The sequence below is a fragment of the Massilia aurea genome (assembly GCF_040790145.1).
GTDB lineage: Bacteria > Pseudomonadota > Gammaproteobacteria > Burkholderiales > Burkholderiaceae_D > Telluria > Telluria aurea_C.
The window spans coordinates 945,852-959,511 of record NZ_JBFMMP010000001.1; the positions used below are offsets into that span (position 1 = coordinate 945,852).

Consider the following 13,660-nt stretch of genomic DNA (forward strand, 5'->3'; position numbering starts at 1 on the left):
AGGTTGATCAGGGCACGCCCTGCGCGCTGATCGCGTGCGGGGCCGCCGCGTGGTGGCGCGCAAAAATCGCATTGGCCATGTCTTCCTCGCTGGCGTCGACCGCCATGATCTTGAGGATGCAGGCGCCGTGCACGTCGCCCTCGGGCTGGAACACATCCTTGTAGTCGGTGCCGCCCTTGGCTTCGGACGAGTCGCCGACGGTAAAATTGGACTGCCCCGGTCCGGCTTCATCGCCGATCGGCGACAGCACGACGGCGTCCTTGCTGAAGCCGGCGGCCAGGAAATCGTCCCGTACCTGCTCTGCAATCGCGAAATCCTGGATCACGCGGACGATTGGATTGGTCATGCTGGTCTCCCTGTGTCTGGTATGCGAATCAAGGTAACAGAAAGGTCGGCATCGAGGCGCTCAGTCCGGGAGGATGGCCGTGACTTCGATCTCCACGCGCGCCCGGTCTTCCATCAGCCCGGCCACTTGCACGGCCGTCATGGCCGGGTAGTGGCGGCCGATGACGTCACGGTAAGCCGCGCCCAGCGCCGGCCCGGCGTCCAGGTACTCGCGCTTGTCGAGCACATACCAGGTCATGCGCACGATATGGTCGGGACGGGCGCCGGCTTCGTTCAGCACCGCCACGATATTCTGCAAGGCCTGGCGCGACTGGCCCACGAAATCGTCCGTCTCGAACAGGCCCGCCGGCGTCCAGCCGACCATGCCGCTGACGTGGATCTGCCGGCCGCGCGCGACGACACCATTGGCGTAGCCTTTCGGGCGCGGCCAGCCGGGCGGTTGCAGTATGTCCATCAACTCTCCAGCCATGGCACGTCAGCTTTCCTGCGCAAGCAGTTCGCGCGCAATGATCAGGAGCTGCACTTCGCTGGCTCCCTCGTAGATGCGCAGCGCGCGGATCTCGCGGTACAGGCCCTCGACGACCTGGCCGCGCTGCACGCCCAGGCCGCCGAACAGCTGCACCGCGCTGTCGATCACGCGCTGCGCCGATTCGGTCGCGGCCAGCTTGGCCATCGCCGCCTCTTTCGTCACGCGCTTGCCGCTGTCGCGCAGCCAGGCGGCGCGATACGTCAACAGCGCGGCGGCGTCGATCTCGAGCGCCATCTGCGCCAGCTTTGCCTGCGTGAGCTGGAAGTCGGCGAGCAGCTTGCCGAACATCGGCCGTGCCTGCGCGTGCTTCAGGGCCTCGCCCAGTGCGCGCCGCGCAAAGCCCAGCGCGGCCGCCGCCACCGAGGTGCGAAACACATCGAGGGTGGCCATCGCCACCTTGAAGCCGTCGCCTTCGGCGCCGATCAGGCAGGCGGCCGGTACGCGGCAGCCATTAAAGCGCAGGCGCGCCAGCGGATGCGGCGCGATCACGTCGATGCGCTCGGCGAGCTCGAGGCCCGGCGTGGCCGCATCGACGATGAAGGCCGAGATGCCACGCGAGCTGCGCTCGGCTGGCTCGCCCGTGCGCGCGAACACGACATAGAAGTCGGCGATGCCGCCGTTGGAAATCCAGGTCTTTTCCCCGTCGAGCACCCACGCCTCGCCTTCACGGCGCGCCGCGCACTGCAGGGCCGCGACGTCGGAACCGGCATCGGGTTCGGACAGCGCAAAAGCGGCGATCGCGCTGCCGTCGGCCACGCGCGGCAGCCAGGTGCTGCGCTGCGCGCTGCTGCCGAACAGCGAAATCGCGCCGCTGCCCAGGCCCTGCATGGCAAACGCGAAGTCGGCCAGGCCGGCATGGCGCGCCAGCGTTTCGCGGATCAGGCAGATGGCGCGGGTGTCGATCGCATCCTGCGCGCCGCCATGTTCGAGCCCGCCGACCGCGTGGCGCAACCAGCCGCCCTGGCCCAGGCGCGCGACCAGCGCGCGGCAGACCGCGTCGACGTCGACATCGGCGCCATGTACATCGGCGAGATGCGCCACCGCCCAGGCATCGAGTTCACGCGCCAGCACGCCATGGCGCGCCTCGAAAAATGGCCACTCCAAGTAATCGTGGTCCATCAATCCCCCTCGAACTGCGGCCGCTCTTTGCCCACGAACGCGTGATAGGCGCGATGAAAATCCTTCGTCATCATGCAAATGGCCTGCGCCTGCGCCTCGGCTTCGATGGCTTCGTCGACGCCCATATTCCACTCTTGCTGCAGCATCTTCTTGGTCATGCCGTGCGCGAACGTGGGGCCGGCGGCCAGCTGCGCGGCAAACGCCTGCGCCTGCACCAGCACCGCGTCCGGCGCGCACAGGCGGTTGAAGAAGCCCCAGCGCTCGCCCTCCTCCCCATCCATCGAACGGCCCGTGTAGAGCAGCTCGGCCGCGCGGCCTTGGCCGATCACGCGCGGCAGCAAGGCGCAGGCGCCCATGTCGCAGCCGGCCAGGCCCACGCGCGTGAACAGGAATGCGGTGCGGCTGCGCGCGGTGGCGTAGCGGATGTCGGACGCCAGCGCCAGGATCGCGCCGGCGCCGGCGCATGCGCCGTCCACCGCCGCGACGATCGGCTGCGGGCAGGCGCGCATGGCTTTGACCAGGTCGCCCGTCATGCGTGTGAACGCCAGCAGGCCCGGCATGTCCAGTTGCGTCAGCGGCCCGATGATCTCGTGCACGTCGCCGCCCGAGCAGAAATTGTCGCCCGCGCCGGTGAGCACGACCGCCTTGACGTCGTCGGCATACGCCAGTGCGCGAAACAGGTCGCGCAGCTCGGCGTAGGCGTCGAACGTGAGCGGGTTCTTGCGCTCGGGCCGATCGAGCGTGACGGTGGCCACGCGGGTGTCAGGGTCGAGCGCGAAGCCGACGTGCTGCGCCTGAAACCCCGCCAGGCTCGTTCGACTGCCCGGTAAATACTGCATGCGCTGCTCCTGATGGCTCATTGAGAAATGCGTGGACTCGTCACATGCCCTGCCGCTCGCGCGCAAGATTGCGCTCGAGTTGCTGCTTGCCAGGCGCGTACTGGCGCGGCCACGCGGCGCCAGTGTAGCCGATGCGCGCCGCCTCGTTCAGTGTCCATGCCGGATTGGCCAGGTGCGGACGGCCCACGGCGCACAGGTCGGCGCGGCCGGCCGCAATGATGCTGTTGACGTGATCGGCCTCGCTGATGCCGCCCACGGCGATCGTCGCGATGCCGGCTTCGTTGCGGATGCGGTCGGAAAACGGCGTCTGGTACATGCGGCCGTACACCGGCTGCTCGGCCTTGCTGACCTGCCCCGACGAACAGTCGATCATGTCGGCGCCGGCCGCCCGGAACAGGCGCGCGATCTCCACGGCGTCGACCGGCGTGATGCCGCCATCGACCCAATCGTGGCTCGAGATGCGCACGCTGACCGGCAGGTGCTCTGGCCAGGCCGCGCGCACGGCGGCGAACACGCGCAGCGGAAAGCGGCAGCGGTTGGCCAGGCTGCCGCCATACGCATCAAGGCGCCGGTTGGTCAGCGGCGAGATGAAACTCGACAGCAGATAGCCATGCGCGCAGTGCAGCTCGAGCCAGTCGAAGCCCGCTTCGCCCGCAGCCAGCGTGGCGCGCACGAAGTCGGCCTCGATGCGCGCCATGTCGTCGTCGTTCGCCTCGCGCGCCACCTGCGACACGCCCGCCAGGTACTGCTGGGGCGAAGCCGACACCAGCGGCCAGTTGCCAAGCGCCAGCGGCTGGTCGATCCCTTCCCACATCGGCCGGGTCGAGCCCTTCGCGCCGGCATGGCCCAGCTGGATGCCGATCTTCGCGTCGCTCGCCGCGTGCACGAAGTCGACGATGCGGCGCCAGGCCAGCGTGTGCTGCGGCAGGTACAACCCCGGGCAGCGCGGGGTGATGCGCGCATCGGCCGACACGCACGTCATCTCGGCCATCACCAGGCCCGCGCCGCCGAGCGCGCGTGCGCCCAGATGGGCCAGGTGAAAGTCGCCCGCCACGCCGTCGATGCACGAATACTGCGCCATTGGCGAGACGACCACGCGGTTCTTGAGCACCACGCCGCGCATCCTGAACGGCGTGAACATCGGCGGCGTGGCGGTGGTCGGCACGCCCACGCCAGCCTGCAACGCCGCATCGCGTGCGAAACGGCGCTCGAAGCCATCGATATACGCAGGGTCGCGCAGGCGCAGGTTTTCATGCGACAGGCGCTGGCTGCGCGTGAGCAGCGAGTACGCGAAGGCGTCCTGCGGCATGGCGCTGTAGCGGGCCACGTTCTCGAACCATTCGGTCGAATTGCGCGCCGCGCTTTGCAGCTTGAGCACCTCGACCACGCGCGCCGCCTGGTAGCGCAGCAACCCGGCATCGAGGTCATCGTTGCTATCGGGCGCGGCAGACAGAGCAGCAGACAGCGCAATCGCGTCTTCCAGCGCCAGCCTGGTGCCCGAACCGATGGAAAAATGCGCCGTGTGCGCGGCGTCGCCCATCAGCACCAGCGGCACGCGTCGGCCATCGACATCGACCGCATGCACCCACTGGCGGCAGGCCAGGCGCGGGAAGCGGCTCCACATGCCGGCGCCGCCGCGGGCGGCCTGGGTCAGCAGCGGCGCGCCGCCAAGAACTCGCGCGAACAGGCGCTCGCAGAACGCCAGTGTGGCGTCGGCGTCCATGTCGGCCAGGCCGCTGGCGCGCCAGGTGGCGTCCAGCGTCTCGACGATGAACGTCGAATTCTGGTCGTCGTATTGATAGGCATGGGCCTGGAACCAGCCATGCACGGTCTCTTCAAAGGCGAAGGTGAACGCGGAAAAATCGCGGCGCGTGCCGAGCCACACGTAGCGGCACTGCTGCTCTTCTACATCCGGCTGGAAGACATCGGCATGGCGGCTGCGCAGCGTACTGCGCACACCGTCGGCGGCTACCACGAGGTCAGCGCCGTAGCGCTGCGCCAACGCCACTTCGTCTGCCACCTCGGTCCCGAACACCAGTTCCACGCCCGCTTCTTCGCAGCGCGCCTGCAGGATGCCGAGCAGGCGCTTGCGCGCGATGCCGCAAAAACCGTGGCCGTGCGAGGTGACGGTCGCGCCCCTGATGTGCACATCGATCGCGTCCCAGCGATTGAACGCGCCTTCGATCGCGCGCGCACTGGGCGCGTCGGCCAGAGCCAGTTTGCCGAGGGTCTGGTCGGAAAACACGACGCCCCAGCCGAACGTGTCGCCGGCCCGGTTGCGCTCGACAACCGTGACGGCGTGGCGCGGGTCGCGCAATTTGATGAGCAAGCCGGCATATAACCCGGCCGGCCCGCCACCGACGCAGACGATATTCATCTTCCCTCCAGTTTCTCGCATGGCGCCTATCTTACCTGCGGCGTTGCTTGAGGTGTCAACGACCCGTGGCGCACGGGAGACGCATTCACTGTGGATAACTCAATTTTTAGTACAATCAGGAAACTTTACCTAATGCCCCCGCCAATTGCTGCGGGTCATACCGATCGATCGTCCGCCAGCCATGTTCAAGACCGCCGACAGCAACGCGCTTCCCCTCGTTATCCCTACGCCGTCCCAGGCGCTGCCTCGATGAACACATCTCCTGGACGCTTTCGCCTGAACAGCCTGCGCAGCCGGCTGATGCTGCTGGTGCTGCTGGCGATCACGCCGATCGCCATCGTGACGGTGCTCGGTGGCCTGCGCGAGCGCGAAGCCGCGATCCGCGCCTCGCAAGAAAACCTGAAACGCCTGACGGCGCTGGCCGCCGCCAACGAAGCGCAGTCGATCGACCGCGCGCGCCAGATCCTGGTCGACCTGGTCAGCGTGCCGGACCTGATGGGCAAGACCGACGATTGCAATGCGCTGCTGACCAACGTCCTCGATCGCAACGAGGGGTATGTGAACTTCGGCCTGATCCAGCTCGATGGCAACGTCAGTTGCAGCGCGGTGCCGATGGTGCATCCGGTGAACCTGGGCGACCGCAGCCACTTCAAGCGCGCCATCGCCGAGCGCCGCTTCATCGCCGGCGACTATATCTTCGGGCGCGTGATCCGGCGCCACACGATCAACCTGACCTACCCCGTCATCGACCGCAATGGCCAGGTGACGGCGGTCGTGTTCGCGGCGATGGACCTGGCCAGCCTGGACACCTTCGTCAACGACATCAGCCTGCCGGCCGGCTCGATCCTGGAAACTGCCGATGCGACCGGCAAGCTGCTCACGCGCCGACCCGAGCCCGAGCGCTGGTTCGGCAAGCGCATCGCCGCGCCATTGCTCGAGGCGATGCGCAGCCAGCAGGGCAAGGCCGTGGTGATCCCGGGCGAGGACGGTGTCGAGCGCCTGCACGCATTCGCGCGCGTGGGGCCGTCGACACTGACCGACTATACGCTCACCATCGGTATCCCGACCGACGCCATCACGCGCGTGGCACGCGAGGCGCAGCTGATGTCGCTGCTCGGCCTGGCCCTGACCACCATCCTGGCGCTGCTGGCGGCCTGGCTCGCTGGCGACAAGCTGATCGTCGAGCGCGTGCAGAAGCTGATGACGGTGGCGCGCCGCATCGCCGCCGGCGAACTCGATGCCCGCACCGGCATCAAGTCCGGCAGTGAAGAAATCGGCCGGCTCGCCGCGGCCCTGGACGAAATGGCCGCGAACCTGCAACACAAGGAAGCCCAGCGCAGCCAGGCCGAACGCGAACTGCGCGCGGCCGACCAGCGCAAGGACGAATTCCTGGCGATGCTGGCGCACGAGCTGCGCAACCCGCTCGCGCCGATCAGCACCGGCGCCAACCTGCTCAAGCTGCTGCATTCCGATAACGCGCAGATCACGCAGACCTGCGCCATCATCGCACGCCAGGTCGAGCACATGACCAGCCTCGTCGACGACTTGCTGGACGTGTCGCGTGTGACGCGCGGGCTGGTGACCCTGTCGACCGGGATCCTCGACCTGCGCAAGGTGGTCGACGACGCGGCCGAGCAGATCCGGCCACTGATGATCGCGCGGCGCCACAAGATCGTGCTCGATGTGCCGACGCTGCCGGCGAATGTCAAGGGCGACCACAAGCGCCTGGTGCAGGTCGTGGCCAACCTGCTCGGCAACGCCACCAAGTACACCCCCGAGGGCGGCCACATCACCCTGCAACTGGCGCCGCAAGGCGAGACATGGGTGATCGACGTGCGCGACGACGGCATCGGCATGGATGCACGCCTGGTCGAGCGCGTGTTCGACCTGTTCACGCAGGCCGAGCGCACCCCGGACCGGTCGCAGGGCGGCCTGGGCCTGGGCCTGGCGCTGGCCCGCAGTCTGGTCGAGCTGCATGGCGGCAGCGTCGGCGCAGCCAGCGCCGGCCCCGGCCTGGGCAGCACGTTCACCGTGCGCCTGCCACGTTTTGCACAAGAAAATCCGACTGCACCCGCGCCGGCGCCGGTTGCCGCCATCGCCGCTGGCGCCCTGCGCATCCTGGTGGTGGACGACAATCTCGACGCCGCGCAGACGCTGGGCCTGTTCCTGCGCGCGAGCGGGCACACGGTCGAAGTGGTCTACGGCGGCCTCGATGCGATCGACGTGGCCGCGGTGTTCGCGCCGCAGGTCTGCCTGCTCGACATCGGCTTGCCCGACATGGATGGCAACGAACTGGCGCGGCGCCTGCGCGCAATGCCCGGCATGGAAGGCGCCACGCTGATCGCCGCCACCGGCTACGGGCGCCAGCAAGACCGCGAGCTGGCCATCGAGGCGGGGTTCGACCATTACCTCGTCAAGCCCATCAACACGGTGCAACTGGGCGACCTGCTGGCCGAGGCAAGCGGCCCGTGGACGTCGAACGGCTAGTGAACCGCCATCGTGCGCAGCGCCGTTTCATTAGCACAACAGCTCGCAAGATAGTGCGTGACAGGTGTCGATGTAACTACATAGAATTTGCAGCAATAAATTTAATATGCTCCGGAGTAACTCCGTGCGGCGTGCCGAACAGGATGCTTCATGACGGTTCCTTCTGATGACATCGCGCAGTGGCGCGTAAAAGTGTTCTCGACCATCCTGCCGATTGTGCTGGTGCTGGGGTGCATCGCTGCCCTGCCCAGCATCCCGCTGGTTCTGATCAAGGGCAAATGGCCGGTGGCCGTCATGGATGTGGTGGCATTGGCGTGGCTCTTTGCCGTCTGGCGTCTCGACCGGATCTCGCACACGACCCGTGTGCTCAATTTTCTGACGATGCTGTTTCTGGTTGCGGTTGGCCTGATGCTGTCGGTCGGCCCGGTCGGTCTTGTCTACCTGATCGCCTTGCCGGCCATGGCCGTGATCCTGCTCGGTACGCGTCAGTCGCACATTGCCCTGGCCCTGTGCGCGGCCTGCGTCCTGATCCTGGGCGTGAATGGCCATGTCAACCTGTACGTCCCCGGCCTGGAAACGAACATCCTCGCCTCGTCGATCGTCGTCGCGATCAATTTCAGCTGCGTCGGCGCGCTGATCACCTTCACCGGCGGCACGCTGCTCAAGGGACTGGCGCAATCGCTCCTCGAAGCGCGCACCGCTGCCGCTGGACTCGAAGCGGGCCAGCTGCGCCTGCACGCCGTCAACGATGAACTGCGCCTGACGTCGGCCGCAGTGGCGCGCCTGAACGATATGGTCTTGATCGCGCGCATGGTCGATGTGCCCGGCGCCGAGCAACCGATCATCTTCGCCAACGACGCCCTGCTGCGCCACACCGGCTACACCCGCGAAGAAGTCATCGGGCGCAGTCTGCGCATGCTGGAGGGCCCCGACACCGACCCGGCGACGATCAAGCGCGTGCTGACCTCCGTGATGCACAAGGAAGCCGCCAGCGCCGAGATGGTCCTGTACACCAAGCACGGCACACCATACTGGGTCGAGGCCGAGATGGTGCCATTCTCGGGCGACAGTGGCGCCATCACGCACTGGGTCATCGTCAGTCGCGACGTGACCGAGCGGCGCAATGCCGCCGACGCCATCCACCGCCTGGCTTTCTACGACGTGTTGACCGGCCTGCCGAACCGGCGCTTGCTGATGGAGCGCCTCGATGCGGTGGTGGCCGGCGCCCGCGCTGGCCAGTCGATGGGCGCAGTGCTGTACGTCGACATCGACAACTTCAAGACCGTCAACGACGCGCGCGGCCACGCCATCGGCGACCAGTTGCTCAGGAGCGTGGCCGATCGCCTGGTGGCGATGGCCGGCGACGAAGGCAGTGTGGCGCGCCTGGGCGGCGACGAATTCGTCGTGCTGCTCGGCGCGCTGGGGCAGGATACCGAGCGGGCGGCCGAGTGCGCCCTGGCCCTGGCCGAACGGATCCGGGTGGCGCTGGCCGACAAGATCATCATCGACGCCCAGCGCTACTACGCCACCAGCAGCATCGGCGTGGCGCTCACCGCGCCCGCCGACGGCCAGCATCAGAGCACGCACGATCTGCTGCGCGAAGCCGACACCGCGATGTACCACGCCAAGTCGCGCGGCCGCAATGGCGTGGCGCTGTTCGAAGCGGGCATGCTGTCCGACGCGGAAGGCCGGCTGACGCTCGAACGCGACCTGGGCCTGGCGCTGGAAAGCGGCGAGCTGTCCCTGCACCTGCAGCTGCAGGTCGATGCCGGGCAAACGCCGAACGGCGCCGAGCTCCTGATGCGCTGGCGCCGCAAGGACGGCAGCAGCGTGCCGCCCGACGTGTTCATCCCGGTGGCCGAATCGAGTGGCCTGATCGTGGCGCTGGGCGACTGGGCGCTGCGCGAAGCCTGCCTGGCCTGGCACGTGCTGGACCGCGCCGGCCATCGCTTGCCGCTGTCGGTCAACGTCAGCCCGATGCAATTCCGCCAGCACGACTTCGTCACGCGCGTGGAAGCGATCCTGCACGACACGGGCGTGCCGCCCGGCCAGCTGATCTTCGAGATCACCGAAGGCTTGCTGGTCGACCGTCTCGACCAGACCATCGAGCGCATGCACGCGCTGGCCGAACTCGGCATCCGCATCTCGATCGACGACTTCGGCACCGGCTACTCGAGCCTGTCGTACCTGACCCGCATGCCCCTGTACGAACTGAAGATCGACAAGAGCTTCATCCGCGACACGCCGCACGACAAGAATGGCACGGCCATCGTGCAGTCGATCCTGGCGATGGCCGGCCACCTGGATCTGCGCGTGGTGGCAGAGGGTGTCGAGACGTCGGCCCAGGCCGAGTACCTGGCCGCGCACGGCAACGCCTGCATGCAGGGTTACCTGTTCCATCGGCCGATGCCGCTCGAGGCATTACTGGCGCAGCTCGGCGCCGCCGCCAACCTGCCCGCCATCCCCGCCATCCCCGCCTGAGCATGCGGGCCGGCAGGACCGGCGCCGATCCATTATCATTCTGCCTCGAACAAGGAGAGATCAATGGATGAAGTAGGGATCGTGCTGGCCATGCTGCTGGCGGTGGTGGCCAGCGGCTACCTGGTGCGCATGTTGCCGTTCGCGCTGCCGCTGCCGCTGATGCAGATCGCCCTTGGCGCAGCCATCGCCGGCAGCACGGGCCACGGCGTGCGGCTCGAACCGCATATCTTCTTCCTCGTGTTCCTGCCTCCGCTGCTGTTTCTCGACGGCTGGCGCATCCCCAAGATCGGCCTGTTTCGCGACCGCTCCACGATCCTCGAACTGGCCCTCGGCCTGGTGCTGTTTACGGTGCTCGGCGCAGGCTTCCTGATCCACTGGCTGATTCCTTCGCTGCCGCTGGCCGTGTGCTTCGCGCTGGCCGCCATCGTCGCGCCCACCGACCCGGTCGCGGTGTCGTCGATCGCCGCGCGCGTGCCGATCCCGCCGCGCCTGATGCACATCCTCGAGGGCGAGTCGCTGCTCAACGACGCCAGTGGCCTGGTGTGCTTCCGCTTCGCCGTGGCCGCCGCCCTCACCGGCACCTTCTCGCTGGGCCAGGCCACGCTGACGTTCCTGTGGGTGGCGCTGGCGGGCGTGGCCATCGGCGTGGGCATCACGGTCGGCGTGAGCTGGGCCCAGCGCCAGCTGGCCGCGCGCATCGGCGAAGAAAGCGGCTCGCCCATCCTGATCAACCTGCTGCTGCCGTTCGGCGCCTACCTGGCGGCCGAGCATCTGCAAGCTTCAGGCATCCTGGCGGCGGTGGCGGCCGGCGTGACGATGAGCTACGTCGAATTGAGCGGTCGCGCCGCTGCGACCACGCGCGTGCGGCGCGCGGTGGTGTGGGACACCGTGCAGTTCGCACTCAACGGCATCATGTTCGTGCTGCTTGGCGAGCAGCTCCCGAGCATCGTCAAGGCGGCCCTGGTCGCGCCCGAACTGCCGCGCGCCAACGACGTCTGGTGGCTGGCCACCAACGCGCTGGCGATCAGCTTCGGCCTGATCCTGCTGCGCTTCGTCTGGGTCTGGGTCTCGCTGCGCCTGACGCTGCTCAACGCCCGGCGCCAGAAGCTGCCCGAGTACCGCCCTAATCCGCGCCTGATCCTGGCCACGTCGCTGGCCGGCGTGCGCGGCGCGATCACGCTGGCCGGCGTGCTCACGCTGCCGCTGGCCATGCCCGGCGGCGCTCCCTTCCCGGGGCGCGACCTGGTGATTTTCCTGGCCAGTGCGGTGATCGTCGTCTCGCTCGTGCTGGCCAGCGTGGGCTTGCCGCGCGTGCTGCGCGGGCTCGAGCTGCCACACGATTCGGCCCATGACAGCGAAGAGGCGCGTGCGCGCCATGTGGCGGCGCTGGCCGCGCTCGACGCGATCGCCAAGGCGCCGCCACCGCCGCCAACGTCGGGTTGCGATGCGCAAGGCGCGGTCGACATGCACGCCAGTGCGGTCGACCAGGTGCGCAGCCTGTATCAGTACCGGCTCGATGGCGGCGGTGGCGGCGACGTCGATCCGGCGCATGCGCGCGCCGCCGAAAGCGCCGAGCGCCATTACCGCCTGGCGGCGCTCGAGCAGGAGCGCGCGGTACTGCTGCGCATGGCGCGTCAGAAGACCTTGTCCGACGAAGTCGCGCGCAAGCTGCTGCGCGAGATCGACCTGGTCGAGGCACGCTACCGCTGAACCGGGTCACTGGCGCGTGCGTTACTTCGCGTACAGTACGGCCTGGCGCACGGGCGTAGGATCGGCTGCTAGTCCATTCTGCGAGCCCACTTGCCATGCCCAACCAGACTCCCGACGCGCTCGACGCCAATGACTCCACCAGCGCCGCGCGCGCGGCCGGCCTGCGCTACGTGCACGACGGCCGCGCCGGCATCCGCCGTGAGGCCGTCAAGGATGGGTTTCGCTACCTGGATGCCCACGGCGAGCAAGTAGAAGACGACGCCACGCTGGCGCGCATCAAGAGCCTGGTGATCCCGCCGGCCTGGCAGGATGTGTGGATCTGCGCCCAGGCCAACGGCCACCTGCAGGCGACCGGGCGCGATGCGCGCGGACGCAAGCAATACCGCTATCACGCCAAGTGGCGCACGGCGCGCGACGAAGTGAAATACGAGCGCATGCTCAAGTTCGGCGACGCGCTGCCGACGATCCGCCATGAAGTCGACCGCGCCCTCAAATTGCCTGGCCTGCCGCGCGAAAAAGTGCTGGCCACGATCGTCTATCTGCTCGAAGCGACCATGATGCGGGTCGGGAACGAGGAATACGCGCGCACGAACAAATCGTTCGGCCTGACGACGCTGCGCAACCGCCACGTGCGGGTCGATGGCAGCGACGTCGAGTTCAGCTTCCGTGGCAAGAGCGGCGTGTACCACAAGGTCAAGGTGCATGACCGGCGCCTGGCCGGCATCGTCAAGCGCACGCGCGACCTGCCAGGCCAGGAACTGTTCCAGTACGTCGACGAAGACGGCGAAACGCACAGCGTCGACTCGAGCGACGTCAACGACTACCTGCGCGCCATCACCGGCGAAGAATACACGGCCAAGGATTTCCGCACCTGGTCGGGCACCGTGCTGGCGGCGCTGGCGTTGCAGGAGTTCGAGAAGTTCGACTCCGAGACGCAGGCCAAGAAGAATATCGTGCGCGCGATCGAGTCGGTGGCCGAAAAGCTCGGCAACACGCCGACGATCTGCCGCAAGTGCTATGTGCATCCGGCCGTGCTGGACGCGTATCTCGACGGCGCGCCGCTCGAGGTATTGCGCGAACGGACCGAAGAAAAACTGGCCGACGACCTGCACGCGCTGCAGCCCGAAGAAGCCGCGGTGCTGGCGATGCTGCAGCAGCGACTGCGGCATGAGGAAGACAAGCCGCGGGAGAAGGCTGCCGCAAAGAAGCCGGCACCGAAGAAGCCGGCGCCGAAGAACGCGGCGGTGAAGAAGACCACCAAACGCGCCGCGCCGAAAGCACAGCGCCCCGACGCCGCTAACGGATCAGGTACGTGATGGTCTTCCAGCTGCCGTCGGCCTCGCGCACCACGACGACGGTCTCGGTTGCAAGCGGGCGATTGGCAAAGCTGGACTCGTATTGCAGCACCACGTAGTCGGCTTCCGGCGCCCCCGGCAAGGTGCGCGTGGCGCGTGCGTCGGCGAGGGTGCGTTTGGTCAGAGCGCCCAATGGTGCGCGGGCTTGACCCAGCGCGGCCGACCACTCCTTCTGGCTCACCGCCCCCTGGAACAACGTGCCCGCCGTAGTCCAGGTGTCCGCCCCCTTGCCGGCATCGGCCAGCGCCAGCCAGCGCTCGGCCGCTTCGATACCGGGTTTTGTCTGGTCGGCCTGCTGCGCCTGCACAGTGAGTATTGGAAGCGAAAACAGTGCGGCGATGGCAATCGGGGCAAGGCGGGACATGGCGGTCTCCTGGGCGATGGGGAAACCGACAGCATAGCGCGGCAGGCGCCACCA

The 13,660-nt window shown here is 67.8% G+C and carries 10 protein-coding genes; 4 read left to right on the forward strand and 6 right to left on the reverse strand.

The genetic code is table 11. The features are described 5' to 3' along the window. Positions 1-7: 7 nt before the first annotated feature. From AB2N08_RS03975 to AB2N08_RS03995, 5 genes are read right to left on the reverse strand one after another with little or no spacing between them, the layout of a single operon-like run. Complete coding sequence (locus AB2N08_RS03975; protein ID WP_367609306.1) at positions 8-346, reverse strand: hypothetical protein; 339 nt, start codon at positions 344-346, stop codon at positions 8-10. Between the two features lie 60 nt (positions 347-406). Beyond that, the gene (locus tag AB2N08_RS03980) at positions 407-799 is read right to left on the reverse strand and encodes a RidA family protein (protein WP_367609307.1); all 393 of its coding nucleotides are present in this window, start codon (positions 797-799) and stop codon (positions 407-409) included. Between the two features lie 21 nt (positions 800-820). Further along, positions 821-1,996: an acyl-CoA dehydrogenase family protein gene (locus AB2N08_RS03985; protein WP_367609308.1), complete on the reverse strand. Its 1,176-nt coding sequence runs from the start codon at positions 1,994-1,996 to the stop codon at positions 821-823. Then, positions 1,993-2,832, reverse strand: coding sequence for an enoyl-CoA hydratase family protein (locus tag AB2N08_RS03990; RefSeq protein WP_367609309.1), 840 nt, complete (start codon positions 2,830-2,832; stop codon positions 1,993-1,995). The genes AB2N08_RS03985 and AB2N08_RS03990 overlap by 4 nt, the downstream gene beginning before the upstream one ends. A gap of 40 nt (positions 2,833-2,872) precedes the next feature. After that, positions 2,873-5,209, reverse strand: coding sequence for a bifunctional salicylyl-CoA 5-hydroxylase/oxidoreductase (locus AB2N08_RS03995; RefSeq protein WP_367609310.1), 2,337 nt, complete (start codon positions 5,207-5,209; stop codon positions 2,873-2,875). Between the two features lie 249 nt (positions 5,210-5,458). Between AB2N08_RS03995 and AB2N08_RS04000 the strand changes: the two genes are divergently transcribed. From AB2N08_RS04000 to AB2N08_RS04015, 4 genes are all read left to right on the forward strand, one after another. Then, the gene (locus AB2N08_RS04000) at positions 5,459-7,696 is read left to right on the forward strand and encodes a hybrid sensor histidine kinase/response regulator (RefSeq protein WP_367609311.1); all 2,238 of its coding nucleotides are present in this window, start codon (positions 5,459-5,461) and stop codon (positions 7,694-7,696) included. Between the two features lie 150 nt (positions 7,697-7,846). Continuing rightward, positions 7,847-10,177 (forward strand): putative bifunctional diguanylate cyclase/phosphodiesterase, encoded by a 2,331-nt coding sequence (locus AB2N08_RS04005; protein WP_367609312.1) that lies wholly within the window; start codon positions 7,847-7,849, stop codon positions 10,175-10,177. A 63-nt stretch (positions 10,178-10,240) separates the two neighbouring features. Further along, entirely contained in the window at positions 10,241-11,887 is a 1,647-nt protein-coding gene (locus AB2N08_RS04010; protein WP_367609313.1) for a Na+/H+ antiporter, read from the forward strand. Between the two features lie 95 nt (positions 11,888-11,982). Beyond that, the gene (locus tag AB2N08_RS04015) at positions 11,983-13,203 is read left to right on the forward strand and encodes a DNA topoisomerase IB (RefSeq protein WP_367609314.1); all 1,221 of its coding nucleotides are present in this window, start codon (positions 11,983-11,985) and stop codon (positions 13,201-13,203) included. On the opposite strand, the gene AB2N08_RS04020 is transcribed toward AB2N08_RS04015, so the two are convergent. Continuing rightward, on the reverse strand, positions 13,184-13,606 hold the full coding sequence (locus tag AB2N08_RS04020; protein WP_367609315.1) for a DUF4019 domain-containing protein: 423 nt from the start codon (positions 13,604-13,606) through the stop codon (positions 13,184-13,186). The genes AB2N08_RS04015 and AB2N08_RS04020 overlap by 20 nt on opposite strands. Positions 13,607-13,660 lie beyond the last annotated feature (54 nt).

Coding starts and splice junctions, on each gene's coding strand:
- AB2N08_RS03975 (WP_367609306.1), bottom strand. CDS start 346: ATGACCAATCCAATCGTCCGCGTGATCCAGGATTTCGCGATTGCAGAG.
- AB2N08_RS03980 (WP_367609307.1), bottom strand. CDS start 799: ATGGACATACTGCAACCGCCCGGCTGGCCGCGCCCGAAAGGCTACGCC.
- AB2N08_RS03990 (WP_367609309.1), bottom strand. CDS start 2,832: ATGCAGTATTTACCGGGCAGTCGAACGAGCCTGGCGGGGTTTCAGGCG.
- AB2N08_RS03995 (WP_367609310.1), bottom strand. CDS start 5,209: ATGAATATCGTCTGCGTCGGTGGCGGGCCGGCCGGGTTATATGCCGGC.
- AB2N08_RS04000 (WP_367609311.1), top strand. CDS start 5,459: ATGAACACATCTCCTGGACGCTTTCGCCTGAACAGCCTGCGCAGCCGG.
- AB2N08_RS04005 (WP_367609312.1), top strand. CDS start 7,847: ATGACGGTTCCTTCTGATGACATCGCGCAGTGGCGCGTAAAAGTGTTC.
- AB2N08_RS04010 (WP_367609313.1), top strand. CDS start 10,241: ATGGATGAAGTAGGGATCGTGCTGGCCATGCTGCTGGCGGTGGTGGCC.
- AB2N08_RS04015 (WP_367609314.1), top strand. CDS start 11,983: ATGCCCAACCAGACTCCCGACGCGCTCGACGCCAATGACTCCACCAGC.
- AB2N08_RS04020 (WP_367609315.1), bottom strand. CDS start 13,606: ATGTCCCGCCTTGCCCCGATTGCCATCGCCGCACTGTTTTCGCTTCCA.